Here is a 22,993-nt window from a genome sequence, read left to right on the forward strand (position 1 = left end):
TTATAATCGGCCACTTTATGAGCAAGAAGTGCGTTATGCAGCTGGTTCGAGGCCTCCATAATCTGCGCCCCCAGCATCGGGGCTGCGTCGCCACTATTGGCAACTTTGACGGTGTTCACCGGGGCCACCAGGCTATTCTGGCGCGCTTGCGTGATCGCGCTGTCGAGTTGGGCGTACCCAGTTGCGTGGTCATTTTCGAGCCGCAACCCCGTGAGTTTTTCACTCCGGCCACCGCACCGGCGCGTCTGGCGCGGTTGCGGGACAAGCTTGAACTGCTGGCCGCCGAAGGCGTAGACCGGGTGCTGTGTCTGGCGTTCAACCAGCGTTTGAGCAAGCTCAGTGCGGCGGAATTCGTCGACACGGTGCTGATCGAAGGGTTGGGAATACAACATCTTGAGGTGGGCGATGATTTCCGGTTCGGTTGCGACCGAATCGGCGACTTCGACTTCCTGCAGCAAGCGGGCAATGTCCGTGGCTTCACGGTCGAAGCGGCGCAGACCGTTGAGATTGATGGCGTTCGCGTCAGCAGCACCAAGGTGCGCAACGCCCTGGCAGTGGCGGATTTTGCCCTTGCCGAGCGGATGCTTGGCCGCCCGTTCCGGATTACCGGGCGCATCCTGCACGGCCAGAAGCTGGCGCGGCAACTGGGTACGCCCACTGCCAACGTGCAACTCAAGCGCCGTCGCGTCCCGCTGACCGGGGTGTATCTGGTCAGTGCGAGCATTGACGGCAAGACCTGGCCGGGAGTCGCCAATATTGGCGTGCGCCCGACTGTGGCAGGTGATGGCAGTGCCCACCTTGAAGTGCATCTTCTGGATTTTGCCGGCGATCTTTATGACCGGCGTTTGACGGTGGCTTTCCACCATAAGCTGCGTGATGAGCAGCGTTTCGCCTCACTGGAGGCGCTCAAGACGGCGATCAATGCGGACGTCGCCGCCGCCCGTGCCCATTGGCACGGCTAACCGCTAATTAAGAGCCCGAAATGACCGACTACAAAGCCACGCTTAATCTTCCGGACACCGCCTTCCCGATGAAGGCCGGCCTGCCCCAGCGCGAGCCGCAAACTCTGCAGCGCTGGGACAGCATTGGCCTGTACCAGAAGCTGCGCGAAATTGGCAAGGATCGTCCAAAGTTCGTTCTGCACGACGGTCCTCCTTACGCCAACGGCAATATTCACATCGGTCACGCCGTTAACAAGATTCTCAAGGACATGATCACTCGCTCGAAAACCCTTTCGGGCTTTGACGCGCCTTATGTTCCGGGCTGGGACTGCCATGGCCTGCCGATCGAGCACAAGGTCGAAGTGACCCACGGCAAAAACCTGCCTGCGGACAAGACGCGTGAGCTGTGCCGCGCCTATGCCGCTGAGCAGATCGAAGGTCAAAAGGCCGAGTTCATCCGTCTGGGTGTGCTGGGTGACTGGAGCAATCCTTACCGCACCATGGACTTCGCCAACGAGGCTGGGGAAATCCGTGCCCTGGCGGAAATGGTCAAGGGCGGCTTCGTGTTCAAGGGTCTCAAGCCTGTGAACTGGTGTTTCGATTGCGGCTCGGCCCTGGCTGAAGCTGAAGTCGAATACCAGGACAAGAAGTCCTCCACCATCGACGTTGCGTTCCCGATTGCCGATGAGGCGAAACTGGCTGCGGCATTTGGCCTGGATTCCCTGAGCAAGCCTGCCTCCATCGTGATCTGGACCACCACCCCGTGGACCATCCCTGCCAACCAGGCGCTGAACGTTCATCCCGAGTTCGAATACTCGCTGGTGGATGTGGGCGACAGGTTGCTGGTGCTGGCTTCGGAACTGGTCGAGTCGTGCCTGGTTCGCTACAAGCTACAAGGGACAGTCCTGGCCACCACTACGGGTGCGGCGCTGGAGCTGATCAACTTCCGTCATCCGTTCTATGATCGTCTGTCGCCGGTGTATCTAGCGGACTACGTCGAACTGAGCGCCGGTACTGGCGTGGTTCACTGCTCGCCAGCCTATGGCGTCGACGACTTCGTGATCAGCAAAAGCTACGGCTTGACCAACGACGACATCATCAGCCCGGTGCAGAGCAACGGCGTGTATGTGGAGTCGCTTGAGTTCTTCGGTGGCCAGTTCATCTTCAAGGCTAACCAGAACATCATCGACAAGCTGGCCGAAGTCGGCAGCCTGATGGACACCGAGACCATCACTCACAGCTACATGCACTGCTGGCGCCACAAGTCGCCACTGATCTACCGCGCCACAGCGCAGTGGTTCGTGGGCATGGACAAGCAGCCTGAAGTGGGCGACACCCTGCGCGAGCGGGCCGTGAAAGCCATCGAAGACACCCAGTTCGTACCAGCATGGGGTCAGGCTCGCCTGCACTCGATGATCGCCAATCGTCCGGACTGGTGCATCTCCCGTCAGCGCAACTGGGGCGTGCCGATCCCGTTCTTCCTGCACAAGGAAAGCGGTGAGCTGCATCCACGTACTGTAGAGCTGATGGAAGAAGTGGCGCTGCGCGTCGAGAAAGAAGGCATCGAAGCCTGGTTCAAGATGGACGCCGCCGAGTTGCTGGGTGATGAGGCGCCGAAGTACGACAAGATCTCCGATACCCTGGACGTCTGGTTCGACTCGGGCACCACTCACTGGCACGTGCTGCGCGGTTCACACCCGATGGGCCACGAGAGCGGTCCGCGCGCCGATCTATACCTGGAAGGTTCCGACCAACACCGTGGCTGGTTCCATTCGTCGCTGCTGACCGGCTGCATGCTGGACGACCACGCGCCGTACCGCGAATTGCTGACTCATGGTTTCGTTGTCGACGAGAACGGTCGCAAGATGTCGAAATCGCTGAACAACGTCGTGGCGCCGCAAAAGGTCAACGATTCACTGGGCGCGGACATCATGCGTCTATGGGTATCGGCAACTGACTACTCCGGCGAAATGGCGATTTCCGACCAGATCCTGCAGCGCAGCGCTGACGCTTACCGGCGGATCCGCAACACTGCACGCTTCCTGCTCTCGAACCTGAGCGGCTTCAACCCTGCGACCGACATCCTGCCGCCGGATGAAATGCTCGCCCTGGATCGCTGGGCCGTGGACCGTGCGTTGCTGCTGCAACGCGAGCTGGAAGAGCACTACGGCGAATACCGCTTCTGGAACGTGTACTCCAAGATCCATAACTTCTGCGTGCAGGAACTCGGTGGTTTCTACCTGGACATCATCAAGGACCGTCAATACACCACGGCTGCCGACAGCACCGCGCGTCGCTCGTGTCAGACCGCGCTGTTCCACATCTCCGAGGCGCTGGTGCGCTGGATCGCACCGATCCTGGCCTTCACCGCTGACGAACTGTGGCAGTACCTGCCGGGCGAGCGTAACGAGTCTGTGATGCTCAACACCTGGTATCAGGGCCTGAGCGAAATGCCAGCCGACTTCGAACTGGACCGCGCCTACTGGGAGCGGATCATGGCGGTCAAGGTCGCGGTCAACAAGGAAATGGAAAACCTGCGTGCGGCCAAGGCGATTGGCGGCAACCTTCAGGCTGAAGTGACCTTGTATGCTGAAGACTCGCTGGTGGCTGACCTGTCGAAGCTGAGCAATGAATTGCGCTTCGTGCTGATCACCTCAACGGCCAGCGTCGCGCCTCTGCTGGACGCGCCAGCCGATGCGGTAGTGACCGAAGTTGCTGGTCTGAAGCTCAAAGTGGTCAAGTCCGGTCATGCCAAGTGCGCCCGTTGCTGGCACCACCGCGCAGACGTCGGCGTGAACCCGGAGCATCCAGAAATCTGCGGTCGTTGCGTCGATAACATCAGCGGCACGGGCGAGGTTCGCCACTATGCCTAAATCAGGCTTGGGTCGTTTGTCGTGGCTCTGGTTGAGCTTGCTGGTGCTGGTCATTGACCAGGCCAGCAAGTATTACTTCGAGAACCGACTGGAATTGTACGAACAGATCGTGATCATTCCGGACTATTTCAGCTGGATGCTGGCCTACAACACGGGCGCGGCCTTCAGCTTCCTGGCCGACAGTTCGGGCTGGCAGCGCTGGCTGTTCGCCCTGATCGCCATCGTGGTCAGTGTCGTGCTGGTGGTCTGGCTCAAGCGTCTTGGACGCGATGAAACCTGGCTGGCCATTGCCCTGGCACTGGTTCTAGGTGGCGCGCTGGGTAACTTGTACGATCGCATCGTCATTGGCCATGTGATCGACTTTATCTTCGTGCACTGGAAGGAACACGGCTTCCCGGCCTTCAACGTGGCGGACAGTGCAATCACTGTGGGCGCAATCATGCTGGCGCTGGATATGTTCAAGAGCAAGAAAACCGGAGAAACCGTTAATGACTGAACAGTTATTGACCGAGCAACGCATCGGTCAGAACACGGAAGTCACTCTGCATTTTGCGTTGCGCCTGGAAAACGGCGACACGGTCGACAGCACGTTTGAAAAGGCCCCGGCCAAATTCAAGGTGGGTGACGGCAATCTGTTGCCAGGTTTCGAGGCTGCAATATTTGGTTTCAAGGCTGGTGATCGACGCACTGTGCAGGTTCTGCCGGAAAACGCCTTCGGCCAGCCAAACCCGCAAAACGTGCAGATCATCCCCCGTTCGCAGTTTCAGGACATGGAACTGTCGGAAGGTTTGCTGGTGATCTTCAACGATGCGGCCAATACTGAGCTGCCGGGCGTGGTGAAAGCTTTCGATGACGCGCAAGTGACCATCGACTTCAATCACCCGCTGGCGGGCAAGACCCTGAACTTCGAAGTGGAAATCTTTGAGGTCAGAGCGCTTTAAGCGTTGAGTCTGAACCGAGCCCGGCCTTTGCCGGGCTGTTTCGCACGTAGATAAGAGGCACCTATGCAAATCAAACTCGCCAACCCCCGCGGCTTCTGCGCTGGAGTGGATCGTGCGATCGAAATCGTCAATCGCGCCCTGGAAGTGTTTGGCCCGCCGATCTATGTGCGCCACGAAGTGGTTCATAACAAATTTGTCGTCGAAGACCTGCGCGCTCGCGGTGCGATCTTCGTCGAAGAGCTGGATCAGGTCCCGGATGACGTCATCGTTATCTTCAGCGCCCACGGCGTTTCACAGGCCGTGCGCACCGAGGCATCCGGTCGTGGTTTGAAAGTGTTCGATGCGACCTGCCCGTTGGTGACCAAGGTCCACATTGAGGTTGCTCGCTACAGCCGTGATGGCCGTGAGTGCATCCTGATTGGTCACGAAGGGCACCCGGAAGTCGAAGGCACCATGGGCCAGTATGACGCCAGCAATGGTGGAGCTATCTATCTGGTCGAGGACGAAGAGGACGTTGCCAATTTGCAGGTGCGCAACCCGCAGGCCTTGGCGTTCGTAACCCAGACGACCTTATCCATGGACGACACCAGCCGTGTGATCGATGCACTGCGAACTCGCTTTCCAGCGATTGGCGGTCCACGCAAAGACGACATCTGCTACGCCACGCAAAACCGCCAGGACGCGGTCAAGCAACTGGCTGATGAGTGCGATGTGGTACTGGTGGTCGGCAGCCCGAACAGCTCCAACTCCAATCGCCTGCGGGAACTGGCTGAACGCATGGCGACTCCGGCTTACCTCATCGACGGCGCCGAAGACATGCAGCGCAACTGGTTCGATGGTGTTGAGCGCATCGGCATCACGGCAGGTGCCTCGGCGCCTGAAGTCCTGGTGCGTGGTGTGATCCAGCAACTGCACGCCTGGGGCGCAACCGGCGCAGACGAACTGGCTGGCCGCGAAGAAAACGTCACCTTCTCCATGCCCAAGGAGCTGCGGGTCAAGTCGTTGTTGTGATGCGCTGAAGTTGTAGGGTTGGAATAAAGCTACACGTGGGAGCGAGCTTGCTCGCGAAAGCGGTGTTCCTCTCTCAACAGATGTTTTTTCCGATCCGGCCTCTTCGCGAGCAAGCTCGCTCCCACGGATCTTGCGCATTTCCAGAGATAAAGCTGTCCTGGAGGCGCCAAACGTCTTGGCGGGGCGGTGTGTAAGGTTCCGCGCCTCGCCAATACGTTGGTTCTTACCGGTTTCAGCCACAACGCTCTTCGGGCTTTTTCTGGCTTTCAATCGTCACACGCCCGGTAACTGCAATGATCACCTCGTAATGGCTGACAGCTTCCTCTTGATCGCAGATGAATAGCCTGCCGTTCGACGTACTTGTAGCCCCCAGGCTATTGAAGCTTACGTAAGGTCTGTGTCGAAGCCTCGCCGCTATCGGAATTTTTCCGCCAAAGCTTCGTTCTGTCAGCAGCACATTACGCTCATCACCCGCACCCTTGCCGCTAGGGTTGGTGCTGATCCTCCAGCCTTTGCTCCAGTCCTCGTCGATTGCGTGCAGCAGTATGACCTGATGGCGTGTAATCGCTTCAACCCGCGCCGTGCGTAATCCACTCGCCAACTGCTGCGCCACATCAAACCGTCTCTGCGCCGTGACCATTTCAGCCATCGCGGGAAGCGCGAGACTCGCCATAACCCCAATCACCACCAACGTTACAAACAGCTCGATCAGCGTAAAACCTGACTGTTTCATGTGCTTTCCTCCCTGGAAATATTTTCCGCAGAACCCCATCCGGGCATTCGTCCCAGCCAAACAACCGTATATCCTCCTGTCTGCCTTGGGACGCGACTGCTGCCCTATAGTCGTAACGTTAAGGAGACACTCAATGACCCGCCGCGCCAAGGGCTTTACCCTCATCGAATTGTTAATCACTGTGACGCTGGTGGGGATACTGGCGGCCATTGCTGTGCCGAATTTCAGCAGCATGATTCAGAAATCCAAGGCCGATTCCGAAGTGAGTGACCTGCAGCGGGCGCTCAACTTTACGCGGTTAGAGGCGATAAATCGGGGTGTGAACATGACGGTGTTGCCGAGCACAGGCGCCACCTGGACCACCGAATTGAAGGTGGTGTTGTCGTCTGACACGACCACCGCTATCCGGGTCGTTGCCCCTATGAGCAGTGGCGCCAAGGTGGCCATGGCGACCACGGGCGGTACCAGCGTGAGTGCCCTTCAGTTTAATAACCTGGGCGGTCTGTCTGCGCCTGCCGAGGCTGTCGTAATGACTTACACATTGGGCAGCAATGTCAGGACCTTGAATATAGGCTTGAACGGTCGAATTCAATAGCTTTGAGTGGAAACTGAATATGCGCAAGGGATGTAAACGTCGCCAGAAAGGCATGACGCTGATCGAAGTACTGGTTTCAGTATTGATTCTGGCCATTGGCATATTGGGTGCCGCAGCAATTCAATTGAATGCCCTCAAATACACCGACAGCTCGGCCATGACCAGCCAGGCGAGTTTTATTGCCTACGACATGATGGACAGAATTCGGGCGAATGTGGACGGCAACGCAGTGGGTAACGGGGCAACCAATGTCTTGGCAACTTATGCTCTGAGTTCGCTGGCGGCTGCGCCTGCCGCAGGCAGCGACGCCAGGTCTGAGGACTTGGCGAACTTCAGGGCCAATGTCTCTGCATTTGCAGGCGCCGATGGCGCGAACAGCAGTATTGCCATCAATGGTCGTGAGGTGAGGATTACCATCTTCTGGAATGATGCCCGAGCTACGGGGGCCAGCGACGTTGCCCTCACCGGTTCCGCAACGAGCGGTACTCAGAGAAGTTTTGTGCTGATATCTCAGGTTGGCGTGAATGTGGTGACACCATGAAGAAGTATTCCAGAGGCTTCGGCCTGATCGAAATCATGGTTGCCCTTGTGCTGGGGCTGGTGATTTCCATGGGAGTGATCCAGATTTTCGTTGCCTCCCGTGGCACCTACACCACCCAGAACACCTCGGCCCGAATGCAGGAAGACGCTCGGTTTGTGTTGAGCAAATTGATGCAGGAAATCCGCATGACGGGCATGTTCGGCTGTTTGAGCGTGGATAACCTTACGGTGGCAAACGGCTCGATGCCTGTGAAGCCTGCAGCGTTCAACACTCCTATCCTCTGGAATAACGCCAACAACACGTTGACCCTTATCACCGCCGATATCGGCGGGTCCGGCGGTGTACCAAACTGGACGGTTGTGTCGAACTGCCAAAGCACCACTGAGCTCTACGCAGGTAACCGGGCACCGGCAGCAGGCCAAGTCGCGTTTCCGCTGCGTCAGCTGATCTATGTGCTCAACGGCCCGGTGTTAGGCGTGGGTCCTGACGCGAACAACATTCAGCCATTACTCAACAACGTCGGAGGCTTGGTGATCGACTTTGGTATTGCAGGTACACCAATGACCTATACCCCCGTAATCAACGCTGGCAACGCCGCCAATATCCGCAGTGTGCGCATCCGACTGACCCTCACCGACCCCAACGGCAGGGTCAGAGATCAGGTTTATAACGTAGTAGCTGCCGTGCGTAACCGGTTTTGAAGGGGCTTCATGCAATGAGTACACAAAGACGCAGTTTACCGTCGTCCCAGAAAGGCATGGTGCTGGTGGTCAGCCTCATATTCCTGCTGTTGCTGACATTGCTGGGCGTATCGGCGATGCAGAACGCAACCATGCAGGAAAAAATGTCCGGCAGCGTGATGGTGCGTAATCAGTCCTTTCAGTTTGCCGAGGCGGCGTTGCGGTTGGGCGAGTCAGAGATACAGAAGACGGGCTTCGTTCTCGCGAAATGCGCCCCGGTAGCGAACTGCGCGCCCCCTGGCGATTCCACTGGTTTCCCGAGTGCGGGCGGTGGTGCTTCAGGTGTGACCTGGGTCCAGGCCGGCACAAATGCGGTATACGCTTTGCAAAATATCGGCACTACGACAACACCTGTTGCCCGCCCCCCCACGTGTTCCTCAGGGAGTTCTGTGACGCTTTATAGAGTGACCGCATCCGCCAGACAAGGCTCGTCGATAACGGTTCTGGAGAGCATTTATGCCAATTGCTAAGACGCTACGCTGTGGGTTGAAGTATTTCTACGGGGTGTTGTTGGCGTTGTATTTCATTGTTCCTGCGCAGGCGGCGTTTGCTCCGTCGCAAGTTCCGTTATTGAGTGCCCCAGCGGTACCTCCAAACTTGATGCTGTTGGTGGATAATTCGGGCAGTATGAATAACATCATTTGGGCGTCGGATTTCAATCCGAATACGGTGCGGCCTAAAATAACGTATTTGTATAAATACAATGTTTGTGGCTGGTATTATTGTGATGGTGAAAAAGATATATTGGGTGATGACACTTTAATTTTAAGTCAGGCCTCCTCGAATCGTTGTGATTCGGGTTATTATTACATTAAACGTAATGGCGTTGAGTATTGTTTCAAACTTCCGGATCCGGTGGATGATGCTAATGAAGGGTCGACTCGATATACAGCAGACTACCTTTCATATCTGATCGATCTGGCGCCAACCGTAAAAAAGAAAGATTTTACGAAAGGTCTTATTCCAAACGATTTCCGCATGAATGTCGCTCGTGCCGTTGCTAAGGATCTTGTTGTTAACACCACCAAAATTCAGGGTAATACCAGTATTCGAATTGGATTGGCAAATTTCAATCCTCCTACGAATGACGATGCTGGTCCTGGCGGCAAAATTTCGGTAGACGTAAAAGACCTTGCTGAAGTTAAAAAAACAACTTACCAGGCAGCAGTTTCTGCGACTACGGCTGCGCAGAACGTGACGGATCTGACGACGGCAATTGGTAAGTTGAGAAGCGATTCCAATACGCCGCTTGCGGAAACATATTATGAGGTAACGCGATATTTCAGGGGCATGAAACCGTACTACAACACAACACCCGCTAAATATACGAGCCCTATACAATATCGCTGTCAGAAAAACTTCACTGTTATTGTTACCGATGGTCTTCCGACCTATGATCGTAATTTTCCCGCTCCTGATGAGGACCCTGACGATAAGCTGAACACGGACAGGTCGTTACCTAACTGGGACTTGAAGGCCAATGATGGTGCCAATCCGAAAGGGGATGGCGAGGGAGACACGCTTTACCTGGACGATATTGCAAAATTCGCCTATGACATTGATATGCGCAAGCCTGCCGATGGAACTGATTTGACGCTGAAGAACTGGGATACCGCGGGTTTCAACCCTCAGAACATGATCACCTACACGGTTGGTTTTACCGTAGCCAATCAGATGCTGATGGATGCTGCTGATATAAATCATGGGCACGGTACTTATTTTCAGACAAATGACAGTGCCGGTCTGACTAACTCTATGGCAGCAGCATTGAGGGATATCAACGCCAAGGCTGGTTCCGGTGGTGGCGGGGCTACGAACTCGACAACATTGGTGCCGGGGATAAAGTTCTATCAAACCCTCTATGATCCCGCTGATTGGCGCGGGACAATTAAAGCCTACAACATCAATACAACCACGGGGGCGACTGAAGGGCTTGCCTGGAATACGGATGAGACGATTACGTCGGCCGCGCCGAAGTATGAGTCTTTCAATACTTCAACCTTCAAGCCGATTCCCCTGTTGATGACACGTTTTTCTACAGACCAGCAGACGGTATTGAATAACGCAGTTACTCAGAATCAGCGCACCCAATACGGAATTGTAGGTTCAGATTTCATCGCATGGGCGGCGGGCACCAACAAAACAGGGTTGCGTCAGCGGACAAGGTTACTAGGAGATATCGTCAACTCGCCCCTCACTAGCGCATTGCCTACCAGCAAAACCGCCTCCGACCTAGCGGACGACACCAGCTATACAAACTATCTCAATACAAAAGCATCCGGCATGTCTTATAGCCTTTTGGTGAATGCCAATGATGGGTTCATGCATGTAATTAATCCGGTGGACGGATCGCGGCGATACGCCTATATGCCATCCACGGTTTTACCGTCGCTGGTTACCTTGTCCGCGCTTGATTACGGTGGCGGCTCTCATAAATTTACCGTTGATGGGCAGCTTTCAGTGATGGACGTTAAACCATCACTATCCGCCCCTTGGCAGACCGTAGCGTTTGGCGGGACGGGAGCGGGTGGTAAAGCCTATTACGCGGTGAACCTGTACACGGCGGGCAGCAATGATATTTCGGCCCTTTGGGAAGTCCAGGCTCCCGCATCCGCCAATGCTTTGAACGTGTTCAACGATTTAGGCTTTGCTTATTCAAAACCGGATGTCGCCAGCATGGCGGATGGCACCGGTATCGTCGCTATTGGTAATGGGTACGGGAGTAATACAGGACTGGCTGTGCTTTATATCTTGAACTCCACGACGGGAGCGCTCATCTCTAAAATTTCGATACCCGCTAGAACGGGCGAAACTGATAATGGCCTGTCCTCGGTCAAACTGCTCACCGACTCAAAAAACGTCGTGCAGGCCGCCTATGCTGGTGATCTGAGAGGGCGGTTATGGAAGTTCGACCTGAGCTCCACTACGCCACTCGGTTGGAAAGTCGCTTACGGGACGGCATCAAATCCGTTGCCTTTGTTCACCGCCTCAGGCGGTGTTGCCCAGCCCATTACCGTACAGCCTGTGTTGGTTGATCACCCTAGTAGAACCGGAAAAATGGTCTACTTCGGGACCGGGAAGTTTATTGAAGCTGCGGACAAGACCACTACAGATCAACAGGCATTTTATGCCGTTTGGGATAATGGCGTGGGTAACCTGGCCGAATCCAATCTGGTTGCGCAAGCCGTCAACAGCACAGGTACTGCGGGTTCCGGGATCAATAACGGCAATACCTATTTCACATCGACAAGGAATGACGTCGACTGGGCTACCAAGAAAGGATGGTATTTACCATTGGCGACTTCATCACCTTACTTGGGTGAAAGGATTATTTATCCAGCGCAAACCAGTCGCGAACGGATCATTTTTACAACGGCCGCAGTCAGCTCGGGGGATCCTTGCGAAAGTACAGGTACGGGCAGGATTTTTGAGCTGGATGCCGCCAAGGGCGGCATGCTCAGCTACCAAGTGCTCGACACCAATGGCGACAACGACGTAAATAATTCTGACAGCATCGTTTCCGGGCTTGCGTTCAACTCTGGTATTCCGAATCTGGCGGCCATTGTCGCGGGCGTTTCTCCAGGCAATGACAACAAATACATCATCGACTCAAGTGGCGGTGGCGTTACTAAGCTTCTTGAAAAAGGCGGCACCGCCAACGTCTACCAACGCATCATGTGGCGACAAATTCAGTAAGGAGTGCGGTCCATGCGTTTCAGATCCAAAGGCTTTACCTTGATCGAGCTCATGATTGTGGTGGCGATTGTCGGTATTCTGGCGGCCATCGCTTACCCCAATTACACCGAGTACACGAAGCGTACCCAGCGGTCTGCCATCGCAAGTCTATTGGCGGAACAGACTCAGGCGCTGGAACGTTACTATTCAGGGGCTGGCAATGGCACGTATACCAACGCGACCGTCAGCGGAGGTAATGATTACTATACGATCGTTGGCACATTGACTCCCCAGACCTACTCCTTGGCTGCCACCGGCAAAGGCCTTATGGCTAACGATAAGTGCGGTGTTTTCACTATTACCAACACAGGTTTGCGAACCAACCCCGGTGCTACCGGGGTAACAACCAAAGACTGCTGGGGCCGCTGAGCCCTCTTCAAAACGAGAACACGATGTCCAAGCAGGTTGTGATTGTCGGTGGCGGTGTCATCGGTTTGTTAACAGCGTTTAACCTCGCCTCCGAGGCAGAGCATGTGACGCTGCTGGATCGTTCCGGGTTGGGGCGAGAGGCTTCCTGGGCAGGAGGCGGGATCGTTTCGCCGCTTTATCCCTGGCGCTACAGTTCGGCAGTCACGGCGCTGGCTCATTGGTCCCAGGACTTTTATCCGCAACTGGCCGAGCGTCTTTTTGCCCGGACGGGTATTGATCCTGAGGTCCATACCACTGGCCTGTACTGGCTGGATCTGGACGACGAGCAAGAAGCGCTGGACTGGGCCACTCGCGAACACCGGCCGCTCAGCGCGATAGATATTTCAGCCGTGCACGATGCGGTGCCTGTGTTGGGTGAGGGCTACAGCCGCGCGATTTATATGGCCAATGTCGCCAACGTGCGCAATCCGCGCCTAGTCAAATCCCTGAAAGCAGCCTTGATGGCCATGCCCAATGTCACGCTGATGGAACAGTGCGAAGTATCGGGCTTTGTCCGGGACCGCGAGCGGGTGACGGGCGTAACGACGGGCGTCGGCAACATTCTTGGGGATGAAGTTGTGCTCACGGCCGGCGCCTGGAGTGGCGAACTGCTCAAGACCCTTGGCCTTGAATTGCCGGTCGAGCCGGTCAAAGGGCAGATGATTTTGTACAAGTGCGCGGCGGATTTTCTGCCGAGCATGGTGCTGGCCAAGGGGCGTTATGCGATTCCGCGCCGGGACGGCCACATCCTGGTGGGCAGTACGCTGGAACATGAAGGCTTCGATAAAACCCCTACCGTTGTGGCGCTGGCAAGTCTGAAGGCTTCGGCGGTGGAGCTGATCCCTGCGTTGGCGGATGCCGAGGTGGTTGCGCACTGGGCGGGCTTGCGTCCGGGGTCGCCAGAAGGGATCCCTTATATTGGGCCGCTGTCCGGATTTGCCGGGCTTTGGCTAAACTGCGGGCATTATCGCAACGGTCTGGTACTGGCCCCCGCATCGTGTCAGTTGCTGGCGGATCTTCTGCTGGGACGTGACCCCGTGATTGATGCCGCCCCGTATGCGCCGCAGGGTAGGGTTCTGCAGAGCCATTAACGAACATGTGGGAGCGAGCTTGCTCGCGAATGCGGTGGGTCCGGCAAAAAAATACTTGTCGGATGTGCAGCCCCCTTCGCGAGCAAGCTCGCTCCCACGGGATACCGAGTCCCCTCTACTCCAACCCCAACTTCTTCAACCGATAACGCATCGACCGAAACGACAGGCTCAGGCGTTGGGCGGCGGCGGTTCGGTTCCAGCGGGTTTCTTCCAGTGCCTGGAGGATCAACTTGCGTTCGATGCTTTCCAGGTAATCTTCAAGGTTGTCGATGTCGGCGAGGTTGGCGCTGTCCTGTTCGGCTGGGGCGGTGTGGGCCAGACGCAGGTCGGAGACGTTGATCTGATCGTTTTCACACAGCGTATGGGCGCGCTCAAGGATGTTCTCCAGTTCGCGCACGTTACCGGGGAAGCGGTAGCTTTTCAGCGCTTCCATTGCCTGGGGCGCAAGATGAACGACGGCCTGAGTGCCCGTCAGGCGTTTGAGAACATGGGCGGCCAATTGCTCGATATCTTCCCGGCGTGCGCGCAATGAAGGGACCTGCAGCTCAATAACGTTCAGCCGGTAATACAGATCCTGACGGAAGCGTCCGGCAGCGACTTCAGCGCTCAGGTCCTTGTGGGTGGCGCACAGCACCCGAACATCCACCACCGACTCTTGTTGATCGCCAACACTCCTGATGGATTTCTCCTGAATCGCCCGCAGCAGTTTGACTTGCATAGCCATGGGCAGATCGGCGACTTCATCGAGAAACAGCGTTCCGCCATTGGCCGCCTGGAAGAGCCCGGGTTTGTCTTCGTGGGCGCCGCTGAAGCTGCCTTTGCGGTGGCCGAAGAACTCGCTTTCCATCAGTTCCGTCGGGATCGCACCGCAGTTGACCGGGACAAAAGGCCGGTCAACCCGTGGCCCTTGTTCATGAATCAGGCGGGCGACCAATTCCTTGCCGCTGCCGGACTCACCACTGATGTAGATGGGAGCCTGACTGCGGGCCAGTTTGCCAATCTGTTGGCGCAGGGCGCGAATCGGAGCGGAGTTGCCGAGCAGCTGCCGGTCGATGGCGCGTTCGGGTTGGCTGGGTGACTGCAGGCGTAAGGCGCTGCCGACCAGTTCCCGCAGGCGACCAAGATCAACAGGCTTGGTCAGAAAGTCGAACGCACCAGCCTTGAGCGCGTGGATCGCGGTATCAAGGTTGCCGTGGGCCGTGATCATAGCTACCGGCACCTGGGCATGGCGCTGCTGGATATGCTGCACCAGTTCCAGGCCATTGCCGTCGGGCAGGCGCATGTCGGTCAGGCACAGGTCGAACGGCTCCCGCGCCAGCCAGTCGTGGGCTTCCTTGACGTTGCGGGCGCTGCGGGTATCGAGTTTCATCCGGCCCAGCGTGATCTCAAGGAGTTCACGGATATCGGGCTCGTCATCAACAATCAGGATTTTTGGCCGTTGGCTCATGGTCAACTCAACTTCAACGGGTGGGCGAAGGTAATCCGCAGGCAACTGCCGCCACCTTCCCGAAATGTGTAGTCCAGATGCGCCTGATTGCTCTCGCAAAGCTCCCGTGAAAGATAAAGGCCCAGGCCGGTGCCTTTACTTTCGGTGGTGAAAAACGGTTCGAACAGCTTGGTCATGTGCTCACTCGCGACGCCGGGGCCATCGTCAAGTACTTCCAGAATCGGCTGGTCGTTCAACGGGTCTTGGAACAGCCTGAGCCAGACCTGCGCTTGCTCGTGATGCTTACCACTGTAGCGCAAAGCGTTTTGCAGCAGATTACTCAATACCTGATTGAGCTGTTCGGCGTCCATGCGCGTGGTCAACGATGCGGGGTAGATTTCCAGGTGAATGCTTTGATGCGGCGCAATGTGGCACCGAGCTTCGCCGACGAAGGCCTCCAGCCAGGTTTGCAGATCCAGCAACTCGGGTTCGGCATCGCGTCTGCGGGACAGCTGCAAGACGTTTTCGATCACCCGGTTCATGCGGCGTGACTGGTGCTGAATGATTTGCCCTAGGCGACGATCCTCGCTGTCCAGCTCCTCGGACTCGTTGAGCAACTGGGCCGCGTGGCTGATCGCGCCTAAAGGATTGCGGATCTCGTGGGCAATACTTGCGGTCAGCCGGCCCAGTGCCGCGAGTTTGAGCTGCTGGGCCTGGCGCGATACCAGAGACAAGTCTTCAAGGAAAATCAGTGTCTGACGCTGGTCCCCGCGATTGAGTGCGACGAAACCGGGTTGCAGGATCGGCCCGCTGGCGCTGGTGGAGATGCTGCGTGGGTCCAGCGCCGGGTTGACCAGCCATTGGCGCAGCCGCGTGACTAACTGGGGCGTGTAGCTATCAATGACCTCTCCAGTCAGATGATCGTGGCCCAGTAACGTGAGCGCGCTCTGGTTGGCCAGTAGCACCCGCCGCCTCGCGTCGAGGACGATAATGCCGGTGCGCATACGGTGCAGAATCAGCGCGTTCAGTTCTTCAAGATTGTCGACGTCGGCGGCACGTCGCTCTGCCAGGGCCTGGCTGATCAGCAGGCGACGGGTCAGGGCCTGGACCATCAATGCCGCGGCGAAACATAACGCCCCCAACGAGCCGGCTTGCACGTAGTGGTTGGCAGCGGAGGGGCTGTTGAAGCTGAGGTAAAACGTCAGATAGATAATGCCGATCGCCGATACAGCTGCGATCAGCAGGCCGATGCGACCGCGCAACAGCACGTTGCTGATGGCAACCGAGGCAATCAAGACGTTGCCGATACCACTGGGAGGGCCGCCGCCTGCGTAGAACAGCACGGAAAGCAGCAGCGCATCGGCCATGGCCAGGGCAAACAGTCGTCCGTTGTTGCTGGGACGGTCCAGCAGCACCACAACCAGAATATTGAATACGAGATACAACCAGCACCCGGCGCGAAACAGAGCCGGGTTGGCCATTTCCAGCAGCTCGGTATCGAGGCTGGTCGAAACCAACAGCACCAGCATGATGCCGATGGTCAGTCGATAGAGGTGATACAGCCGCAGTATTCGCTGAGCCTGAGGACTGCCGAGTGACAGTTTGTCAGCGATCACGTGCAGCAGGGCCTTCTAGCCGATGCGCCTCGCTGCAATACCATTGATTGGCCTCGCCAAGCGCTCGGTCCTGTGGCAGATGAACACCGCATTGGGCGCAGCGGACCATGGGCGTCGCGGCGTTTTCAGTGGCTGAAGCAGTGGGCTTGCGGCGCGGTGCGGGAGGGTTGATCAGACGCTTGATAAACCACACAGCCGCCGCGATCAGCGCGACCCACATAATTAAGCGAACCATGATTTCCAGCTTAGTGATTTGAGATTTTGGCAGTGTAGCGAAGGAGGGGGGTTGTGTCTCTGGGGGCGATACAGTCGTGGGAAAAACCTAACCTGTGGGAGCGAATTTATTCGCGAAGGCAATGATAAGGCCAACGAAGATGTTGGAATGTAATGGCCTCTTCGCGAATGAATTCGCTCCCAGAGTCATCCCGTATTCAAACCCAAAAAAAAGAGGCCCGAAGGCCTCTTTTTATTAACGCCTGGATCAGTCGAACAGACCCAGTGTCATGTAGCTGAACCACGAGCGATCGTTGTTACCTTCTGCTTCGTGTTCCTGTTCGTCGAGTTCGGCCTGATTTTCCGGCAGCAGCTCTTTCGGGATTGCGTCTTTGGCGTCCTGATACTGACGGATCACATCCTGGTTGGCGCGGGTCTGGCCCGGCGGCAGCGGCGGATTGCTTTCGATCAGACCCAATGTCGCCTTGGATAGCCACGAGCGGTTGTCGGCTTCAGCTTCACGAGGTACGAACTGACCGTCCACCAGTTGCGGGTGGTTCGGGTAGTTGGCTTTGAGCACTTCCAGACTGGTGGCAGCCAGGTCGTCCAGATGCAGGCGCTGGTAGGACTCGACCATCACTGCCAGGCCGTCGCCCACGGATGGGGTTTCCTGGAAGTTCTCGATCACGTAACGGCCACGGTTGGCAGCGGCTACGTAAGCCTGACGAGTCAGATAGTAGTCGGCTACGTGGATTTCATAGGAAGCCAGCAGGTTGCGCAGATAAATCATGCGCTGCTTGGCGTCCGGCGCGTAGCGGCTGTTTGGGAAACGACTGGTCAGCTGCGCGAACTCGTTGAACGAGTCACGTGCAGCGCCCGGGTCACGTTTGGTCTGATCCAGTGGCAGGAAGCGCGCCAGCAGGCCAACGTCCTGGTCAAAGGATGTCAGGCCCTTCATGTAATAGGCGTAGTCGACATTCGGGTGTTGTGGGTGCAAACGGATGAAACGTTCGGCAGCAGACTTCGCGGCCTCCGGTTCGCCGTTCTTGTAGTTCGAGTAGATCAGCTCGAGCTGAGCCTGATCGGCATAGCGCCCGAACGGATAACGCGACTCCAGCGCCTTGAGCTTGTCAGTGGCGGTCGAATAGCTGTTGTTGCCCAGGTCGGCCTGCGCCTGCTGGTACAGCTCGACTTCGCTGAGGTTTTCGTCGATCACTTCCTTCGACGAACAGGCAGCGGTGAGTGCGAGGATGGCGATCAGCAGCAGGTGTTTCACTTGCATGGCGGCTTGCGTCCCTATAACGGTCGCTGTCTTGGGCGAGACCGTCCTGTTATGATGAGCACCCCGCGGAACCCCCGGGGCAAAAGACGCCGTATTTAACCACAAGCGCGCTGCCGAAACCAAAGGCTAGCCGCCACCTAGTCTGGCCATGTCCGAAAATATAGAACTTCGCGCAGAGGTGCCGTCCGAATTGGGCGGTCAACGCCTCGATCAAGTCGCTGCACAATTATTCGCTGAGCACTCGCGCTCGCGCCTTTCTGCCTGGATCAAGGACGGCCGTTTGACGGTGGACGGAGGCGTATTGCGCCCTCGTGACATCGTGCACGGTGGTGCTGTTCTTCAATTGATTGCCGAGCAGGAGGCCCAGGGAGAATGGGTCGCCCAGGACATCGAGCTCGATATCGTCTACGAAGACGACCAGATTCTGGTGATCAACAAGCCCGCCGGTCTGGTAGTTCATCCTGCTGCCGGTCACGCCGACGGCACGCTGCTCAATGCCTTGCTGCACCACGTTCCTGACATCATTAACGTGCCGCGTGCCGGCATCGTGCACCGTCTCGACAAGGACACCACCGGTCTGATGGTGGTGGCCAAGACGATTCAGGCGCAGACCCAGCTCGTGACCCAACTGCAAAGCCGCACCGTCAGCCGCATCTATGAATGCATTGTGATCGGCGTCGTGACGGCGGGCGGCAAGATCGATGCACCGATTGGCCGTCACGGTCAGCAGCGTCAGCGCATGGCAGTGATGGAAGGCGGCAAGCAGGCGGTCAGTCATTACCGCGTGCTCGAACGTTTCCGATCCCACACTCACGTGCGGGTCAAACTGGAAACCGGCCGTACTCACCAGATTCGCGTTCACATGGCGCACATCAACTATCCGTTGGTGGGCGATCAGGCCTACGGTGGCCGCTTCCGTATTCCACCGGCAGCCAGCGTGACCATGGTTGATTCGCTGAAAACCTTCCCGCGTCAGGCGCTGCATGCACGCTTCCTGGAGCTGGATCATCCGACCACCGGTAAGCGCATGAGCTGGGAATCGCCACTGCCTGACGATTTCGTCTGGCTGCTGTCGCTGCTCAAGCAGGACCGTGAGGCGTTCATCGGGTGAATGACTGGCTGATCCCTGACTGGCCCGCGCCTGCGGGGATCAAGTCGTGCGTCACTACCCGTAGCGGCGGCGTCAGCCTGGCGCCGTTCGACAGTTTCAATCTGGGCGATCATGTCGATGACGATCCGGAGGCCGTTGCTGCCAATCGCCTTCGTCTGACCTCTCAGCTGGATATTAAGGCGGCGTGGCTCAAGCAGGTGCATGGCATCGTGGTAGCAGAAGCCGATCCGACTCAGGTTGTTGAAGCGGATGCCAGTTGGACCGCCACCCCCGGAATCGCCTGCACGATCATGACCGCTGATTGCCTGCCGGCCCTGTTCTGCAACAGGGCCGGGACTCGCGTAGCAGCAGCGCACGCAGGCTGGCGCGGTCTGGCGGCGGGCGTGCTGGAAGCAGCTGCCGATAGCCTCGAAGTCGCGTCCGACCAAATTCTGGTCTGGCTTGGCCCGGCTATTGGTCAGCCATCATTCGAAGTCGGTGGGGAAGTCCGCGAGGCTTTTATAAGCACCCATCCGCAAACCAGTGCTGCTTTTATACCGAGCAAGAATCCTGGCCGTTTCATGGCCGACATTTATGCCTTGGCCCGCTTGCGTCTAGCTGCTCACGGAGTTACTGCCGTCTACGGTGGTGGTTTCGACACCGTTACCGATCCACGCTTCTATTCCTACCGCCAAAGCGCCCGCAATGGCCGCTTTGCTTCCCTGATCTGGATTGATCGCGCCTGATCACCACGCAAGCTGTGCGCAAGCCAGCTAGGCTTGCTGGCATATCTCTGACCTGCATCAATCATGTCCTGCTTGAATCCCAGATAATTGCCCGCATGTACTGGGCATCCAGCAGGTTTTCGTTATAGGTGTGTTCATTGCTCCGGCCTGCTTATAGAAGGAAGGTGACTAATGCGTATCGATAGATTGACGAGCAAATTACAGTTAGCGTTATCGGATTCCCAATCCCTGGCGGTTGGTCTCGACCATCCGGCCATTGAGTCTGCGCACTTGATGCAGGCGTTGCTTGATCAGCAGGGCGGCACCATCAAGCCATTGCTGCTGCAGGTGGGCTTCGACATCAACAGCCTGCGTAAAGAGTTGAGCAAAGAGCTCGACCAACTCCCCAAAATCCAGAACCCCACCGGCGACGTGAACATGTCCCAGGATCTGGCGCGTCTGCTCAATCAGGCGGATCGTCTGGCGCAGCAGAAAGGCGACCAGTTCATTTCCAGCGAACTGGTGTTGCTGGCAGCCATGGACGAGAACAGCAAGCTGGGTAAGTTGCTGCTCGGCCAGGGCGTGAGCAAAAAAGCGCTTGAAAATGCAATTACCAACCTGCGCGGCGGTTCGGCGGTCAATGACCCGAATGTCGAAGAGTCCCGCCAGGCGTTGGACAAATACACCGTTGACCTGACCAAGCGTGCCGAAGAGGGCAAGCTTGACCCGGTGATCGGTCGTGATGACGAAATTCGTCGGACCATTCAGGTATTGCAGCGCCGGACCAAGAACAACCCGGTGTTGATCGGCGAACCTGGCGTGGGTAAAACCGCCATCGCCGAAGGTCTCGCGCAGCGCATCATCAATGGTGAAGTGCCCGATGGCCTCAAAGGCAAGCGTCTGCTGTCTCTGGACATGGGCTCGTTGATTGCCGGTGCGAAATTCCGCGGGGAGTTCGAGGAGCGCCTGAAGTCGTTGCTCAATGAACTGTCCAAGCAGGACGGGCAGATCATCCTGTTCATCGACGAACTGCACACCATGGTCGGCGCCGGTAAAGGCGAAGGCTCCATGGACGCAGGCAACATGTTGAAGCCCGCACTGGCCCGCGGCGAGCTGCATTGCGTGGGCGCCACCACGCTGAATGAATACCGCCAATATATAGAGAAGGATGCGGCTCTCGAACGTCGCTTCCAGAAAGTCCTGGTGGATGAGCCGAGCGAGGAAGACACCATTGCGATCCTGCGTGGCCTGAAAGAGCGCTATGAGGTTCACCACAAAGTGGCGATCACTGACGGCGCGATCATCGCTGCCGCGAAATTGAGCCATCGCTACATCACGGATCGCCAGTTGCCGGACAAGGCCATCGACCTCATTGACGAAGCCGCCAGCCGCATCCGCATGGAGATTGACTCCAAGCCGGAGGTGCTCGACCGTCTTGAGCGTCGCCTGATTCAGCTGAAGGTCGAATCCCAGGCATTAAAGAAAGAAGACGACGAAGCCGCGATCAAACGCCTGGAAAAACTTCAGGAAGAAATCGTCCGGCTCGAACGTGAATACGCTGACCTCGAAGAAATCTGGACTTCGGAAAAAGCTGAAGTCACCGGTTCGGCGCAAATTCAGCAGAAAATCGAGCAGTCGCGTCAGGAACTGGAATCCGCACGCCGTCGTGGTGATCTGAACCGCATGGCTGAATTGCAGTACGGCATCATCCCGGATCTGGAACGCAGCCTGCAAATGGTCGACCAGCATGGCAAGCCTGAAAACCAGTTGCTGCGCAGTAAAGTGACCGAAGAAGAGATTGCCGAGGTGGTGTCCAAGTGGACGGGCATTCCGGTGGCCAAAATGCTCGAAGGTGAGCGCGACAAGCTACTGAAGATGGAAAGCCTGCTGCACAACCGTGTTATCGGGCAGGACGAAGCGGTGGTCGCCGTTTCCAATGCGGTGCGGCGCTCCCGTGCCGGGTTGTCGGACCCGAATCGCCCAAGCGGCTCGTTCATGTTCCTGGGCCCTACCGGTGTTGGCAAGACCGAGTTGTGCAAGGCCCTGGCCGAGTTTCTGTTCGACACCGAGGAGGCCATGGTCCGTATCGATATGTCCGAGTTCATGGAGAAACATTCCGTGGCCCGTCTGATCGGTGCGCCGCCAGGTTATGTGGGCTACGAAGAGGGCGGTTATCTGACCGAGGCTGTGCGTCGCAAGCCTTACTCGGTGATCCTGCTGGATGAAGTCGAGAAGGCTCACCCGGATGTGTTCAATATCCTGCTGCAGGTGCTCGAAGACGGCCGACTGACCGACAGTCACGGGCGTACGGTGGATTTTCGCAATACCGTGATCGTCATGACCTCCAACCTGGGGTCGGCACAGATCATCGAGCTTTCGGGGGATCGCGAAGCGCAGCGCGCGGCGGTGATGGATGCGGTGAGTACTCACTTCCGACCGGAGTTCCTGAACCGGATCGACGAAGTGGTGATCTTCGAACCTCTGGCCCGCGACCAGATTGCCGGCATCACGGATATTCAGCTGGCTCGCCTGCGCAGCCGTCTGACCGAACGTGAGCTGTCGCTGGTGCTGAGCCCCGAGGCGATGGATAAGCTCATCGCCGTAGGTTATGACCCGGTGTATGGCGCACGCCCTCTTAAACGTGCGATCCAGCGCTGGATTGAGAACCCGTTGGCGCAGCTGATTCTGTCGGGTGGCTTTATGCCGGGTTCGAGTGTTACCGGCACCGTGGTCGATGACGAGATCGTTTTCAACTGATAGGATTCGCCGCTCAGGTTCGCCGGTGATGTTTTATCGCTGGCGACCCTGGCGCTGTGAAGAGACTCATTTGCGAGGGCTGAAAGGCCATCTGAAAAAAAATCGCAAATCATTGTCTTAAAAGCAATTTAAAGGGTTGACACCTCTTTTTAAAATTGTAGAATAGCGCGCCTCAGAGACGTGAACGCAGCGATGCAAACACATCGAAGAGGTTGAATTAACAAGTTAACAGCGCGTTAGTTCAAGGCTGTAAAGTTGTAGAAGTTGCATCTGAA

At 57.0% G+C, this 22,993-nt stretch carries 20 protein-coding genes; 15 read left to right on the forward strand and 5 right to left on the reverse strand.

Going from position 1 to position 22,993, the window contains the following annotated elements; all coding sequences use genetic code 11:
- The first annotated feature begins 35 nt into the window (after nucleotides 1-35).
- From ribF to ispH, 5 genes are all read left to right on the forward strand, one after another.
- The gene (ribF, locus tag IV01_RS17320) at nucleotides 36-962 is read left to right on the forward strand and encodes a bifunctional riboflavin kinase/FAD synthetase (protein WP_032627396.1); all 927 of its coding nucleotides are present in this window, start codon (nucleotides 36-38) and stop codon (nucleotides 960-962) included.
- Nucleotides 963-982: 20 nt separating this feature from the next.
- Complete coding sequence (ileS, locus tag IV01_RS17315; RefSeq protein ID WP_032627398.1) at nucleotides 983-3,814, forward strand: isoleucine--tRNA ligase; 2,832 nt, start codon at nucleotides 983-985, stop codon at nucleotides 3,812-3,814.
- Nucleotides 3,807-4,310: a signal peptidase II gene (gene lspA / locus IV01_RS17310; RefSeq protein WP_032627400.1), complete on the forward strand. Its 504-nt coding sequence runs from the start codon at nucleotides 3,807-3,809 to the stop codon at nucleotides 4,308-4,310. The genes ileS and lspA overlap by 8 nt, the downstream gene beginning before the upstream one ends.
- Entirely contained in the window at nucleotides 4,303-4,755 is a 453-nt protein-coding gene (locus tag IV01_RS17305) for an FKBP-type peptidyl-prolyl cis-trans isomerase (RefSeq protein WP_032627401.1), read from the forward strand. Before lspA ends, IV01_RS17305 begins: the two co-directional genes overlap by 8 nt.
- A gap of 63 nt (nucleotides 4,756-4,818) precedes the next feature.
- Nucleotides 4,819-5,766 carry a 4-hydroxy-3-methylbut-2-enyl diphosphate reductase gene (gene ispH / locus IV01_RS17300; protein ID WP_032627402.1) on the forward strand — a complete coding sequence of 316 codons (948 nt, stop codon included), beginning with the start codon at nucleotides 4,819-4,821 and terminating at the stop codon, nucleotides 5,764-5,766.
- A 232-nt stretch (nucleotides 5,767-5,998) separates the two neighbouring features.
- Here the strand turns inward: ispH and IV01_RS17295 are convergent, their stop codons facing one another.
- Complete coding sequence (locus IV01_RS17295) at nucleotides 5,999-6,499, reverse strand: GspH/FimT family pseudopilin (protein WP_032627468.1); 501 nt, start codon at nucleotides 6,497-6,499, stop codon at nucleotides 5,999-6,001.
- A 133-nt stretch (nucleotides 6,500-6,632) separates the two neighbouring features.
- On the opposite strand from IV01_RS17295, the gene IV01_RS17290 reads away from it, so the two are divergent.
- From IV01_RS17290 to thiO, 7 genes are read left to right on the forward strand one after another with little or no spacing between them, the layout of a single operon-like run.
- Nucleotides 6,633-7,094 carry a GspH/FimT family pseudopilin gene (locus IV01_RS17290; protein ID WP_032627403.1) on the forward strand — a complete coding sequence of 154 codons (462 nt, stop codon included), beginning with the start codon at nucleotides 6,633-6,635 and terminating at the stop codon, nucleotides 7,092-7,094.
- A gap of 19 nt (nucleotides 7,095-7,113) precedes the next feature.
- A complete protein-coding gene (pilV, locus tag IV01_RS17285; RefSeq protein WP_032627405.1) occupies nucleotides 7,114-7,635 on the forward strand; it encodes a type IV pilus modification protein PilV in 522 nt (173 codons plus the stop codon).
- The gene (locus tag IV01_RS17280; RefSeq protein WP_032627407.1) at nucleotides 7,632-8,336 is read left to right on the forward strand and encodes a PilW family protein; all 705 of its coding nucleotides are present in this window, start codon (nucleotides 7,632-7,634) and stop codon (nucleotides 8,334-8,336) included. The genes pilV and IV01_RS17280 overlap by 4 nt, the downstream gene beginning before the upstream one ends.
- 14 nt (nucleotides 8,337-8,350) lie before the next feature.
- Entirely contained in the window at nucleotides 8,351-8,845 is a 495-nt protein-coding gene (locus tag IV01_RS17275) for a pilus assembly PilX family protein (protein ID WP_032627408.1), read from the forward strand.
- Nucleotides 8,832-12,071, forward strand: a complete 3,240-nt coding sequence (locus tag IV01_RS17270) for a pilus assembly protein (protein ID WP_032627410.1) — start codon at nucleotides 8,832-8,834, stop codon at nucleotides 12,069-12,071. Before IV01_RS17275 ends, IV01_RS17270 begins: the two co-directional genes overlap by 14 nt.
- Before the next feature lie 12 nt (nucleotides 12,072-12,083).
- Nucleotides 12,084-12,479, forward strand: coding sequence for a type IV pilin protein (locus IV01_RS17265; protein ID WP_032627412.1), 396 nt, complete (start codon nucleotides 12,084-12,086; stop codon nucleotides 12,477-12,479).
- Between the two features lie 23 nt (nucleotides 12,480-12,502).
- Nucleotides 12,503-13,609, forward strand: a complete 1,107-nt coding sequence (gene thiO, locus IV01_RS17260) for a glycine oxidase ThiO (protein WP_032627414.1) — start codon at nucleotides 12,503-12,505, stop codon at nucleotides 13,607-13,609.
- Nucleotides 13,610-13,724: 115 nt separating this feature from the next.
- Here thiO and IV01_RS17255 read toward each other — a convergent pair whose 3' ends face one another.
- The 4 genes from IV01_RS17255 to IV01_RS17240 form a co-directional block, all read right to left on the reverse strand.
- The gene (locus IV01_RS17255; protein WP_032627416.1) at nucleotides 13,725-15,056 is read right to left on the reverse strand and encodes a sigma-54-dependent transcriptional regulator; all 1,332 of its coding nucleotides are present in this window, start codon (nucleotides 15,054-15,056) and stop codon (nucleotides 13,725-13,727) included.
- A gap of 2 nt (nucleotides 15,057-15,058) precedes the next feature.
- Entirely contained in the window at nucleotides 15,059-16,651 is a 1,593-nt protein-coding gene (locus IV01_RS17250; RefSeq protein WP_032627417.1) for a sensor histidine kinase, read from the reverse strand.
- Complete coding sequence (locus IV01_RS17245) at nucleotides 16,641-16,886, reverse strand: PP0621 family protein (protein WP_032627419.1); 246 nt, start codon at nucleotides 16,884-16,886, stop codon at nucleotides 16,641-16,643. Before IV01_RS17245 ends, IV01_RS17250 begins: the two co-directional genes overlap by 11 nt.
- Nucleotides 16,887-17,132: 246 nt before the next feature.
- The gene (locus IV01_RS17240; RefSeq protein ID WP_032627421.1) at nucleotides 17,133-18,146 is read right to left on the reverse strand and encodes an outer membrane protein assembly factor BamD; all 1,014 of its coding nucleotides are present in this window, start codon (nucleotides 18,144-18,146) and stop codon (nucleotides 17,133-17,135) included.
- Between the two features lie 148 nt (nucleotides 18,147-18,294).
- On the opposite strand from IV01_RS17240, the gene rluD reads away from it, so the two are divergent.
- From rluD to clpB, 3 genes are all read left to right on the forward strand, one after another.
- Nucleotides 18,295-19,257, forward strand: a complete 963-nt coding sequence (rluD, locus tag IV01_RS17235; RefSeq protein WP_032627422.1) for a 23S rRNA pseudouridine(1911/1915/1917) synthase RluD — start codon at nucleotides 18,295-18,297, stop codon at nucleotides 19,255-19,257.
- On the forward strand, nucleotides 19,254-19,982 hold the full coding sequence (pgeF, locus tag IV01_RS17230) for a peptidoglycan editing factor PgeF (protein WP_032627423.1): 729 nt from the start codon (nucleotides 19,254-19,256) through the stop codon (nucleotides 19,980-19,982). Before rluD ends, pgeF begins: the two co-directional genes overlap by 4 nt.
- 171 nt (nucleotides 19,983-20,153) lie before the next feature.
- The gene (gene clpB / locus IV01_RS17225; protein ID WP_032627424.1) at nucleotides 20,154-22,718 is read left to right on the forward strand and encodes an ATP-dependent chaperone ClpB; all 2,565 of its coding nucleotides are present in this window, start codon (nucleotides 20,154-20,156) and stop codon (nucleotides 22,716-22,718) included.
- Nucleotides 22,719-22,993 lie beyond the last annotated feature (275 nt).

The sequence above is a fragment of the Pseudomonas syringae genome (assembly GCF_000737245.1).
GTDB lineage: Bacteria > Pseudomonadota > Gammaproteobacteria > Pseudomonadales > Pseudomonadaceae > Aquipseudomonas > Aquipseudomonas syringae_J.

Bases quoted from the DNA above. Each gene is read 5' to 3' on its own strand.
- ribF (WP_032627396.1), top strand. From the start codon at position 36: ATGCAGCTGGTTCGAGGCCTCCATAATCTGCGCCCCCAGCATCGGGGC.
- ileS (WP_032627398.1), top strand. From the start codon at position 983: ATGACCGACTACAAAGCCACGCTTAATCTTCCGGACACCGCCTTCCCG.
- lspA (WP_032627400.1), top strand. From the start codon at position 3,807: ATGCCTAAATCAGGCTTGGGTCGTTTGTCGTGGCTCTGGTTGAGCTTG.
- IV01_RS17305 (WP_032627401.1), top strand. From the start codon at position 4,303: ATGACTGAACAGTTATTGACCGAGCAACGCATCGGTCAGAACACGGAA.
- ispH (WP_032627402.1), top strand. From the start codon at position 4,819: ATGCAAATCAAACTCGCCAACCCCCGCGGCTTCTGCGCTGGAGTGGAT.
- IV01_RS17295 (WP_032627468.1), bottom strand. From the start codon at position 6,499: ATGAAACAGTCAGGTTTTACGCTGATCGAGCTGTTTGTAACGTTGGTG.
- IV01_RS17290 (WP_032627403.1), top strand. From the start codon at position 6,633: ATGACCCGCCGCGCCAAGGGCTTTACCCTCATCGAATTGTTAATCACT.
- pilV (WP_032627405.1), top strand. From the start codon at position 7,114: ATGCGCAAGGGATGTAAACGTCGCCAGAAAGGCATGACGCTGATCGAA.
- IV01_RS17280 (WP_032627407.1), top strand. From the start codon at position 7,632: ATGAAGAAGTATTCCAGAGGCTTCGGCCTGATCGAAATCATGGTTGCC.
- IV01_RS17275 (WP_032627408.1), top strand. From the start codon at position 8,351: ATGAGTACACAAAGACGCAGTTTACCGTCGTCCCAGAAAGGCATGGTG.
- IV01_RS17270 (WP_032627410.1), top strand. From the start codon at position 8,832: ATGCCAATTGCTAAGACGCTACGCTGTGGGTTGAAGTATTTCTACGGG.
- IV01_RS17265 (WP_032627412.1), top strand. From the start codon at position 12,084: ATGCGTTTCAGATCCAAAGGCTTTACCTTGATCGAGCTCATGATTGTG.
- thiO (WP_032627414.1), top strand. From the start codon at position 12,503: ATGTCCAAGCAGGTTGTGATTGTCGGTGGCGGTGTCATCGGTTTGTTA.
- IV01_RS17255 (WP_032627416.1), bottom strand. From the start codon at position 15,056: ATGAGCCAACGGCCAAAAATCCTGATTGTTGATGACGAGCCCGATATC.
- IV01_RS17245 (WP_032627419.1), bottom strand. From the start codon at position 16,886: ATGGTTCGCTTAATTATGTGGGTCGCGCTGATCGCGGCGGCTGTGTGG.
- IV01_RS17240 (WP_032627421.1), bottom strand. From the start codon at position 18,146: ATGCAAGTGAAACACCTGCTGCTGATCGCCATCCTCGCACTCACCGCT.
- rluD (WP_032627422.1), top strand. From the start codon at position 18,295: ATGTCCGAAAATATAGAACTTCGCGCAGAGGTGCCGTCCGAATTGGGC.
- clpB (WP_032627424.1), top strand. From the start codon at position 20,154: ATGCGTATCGATAGATTGACGAGCAAATTACAGTTAGCGTTATCGGAT.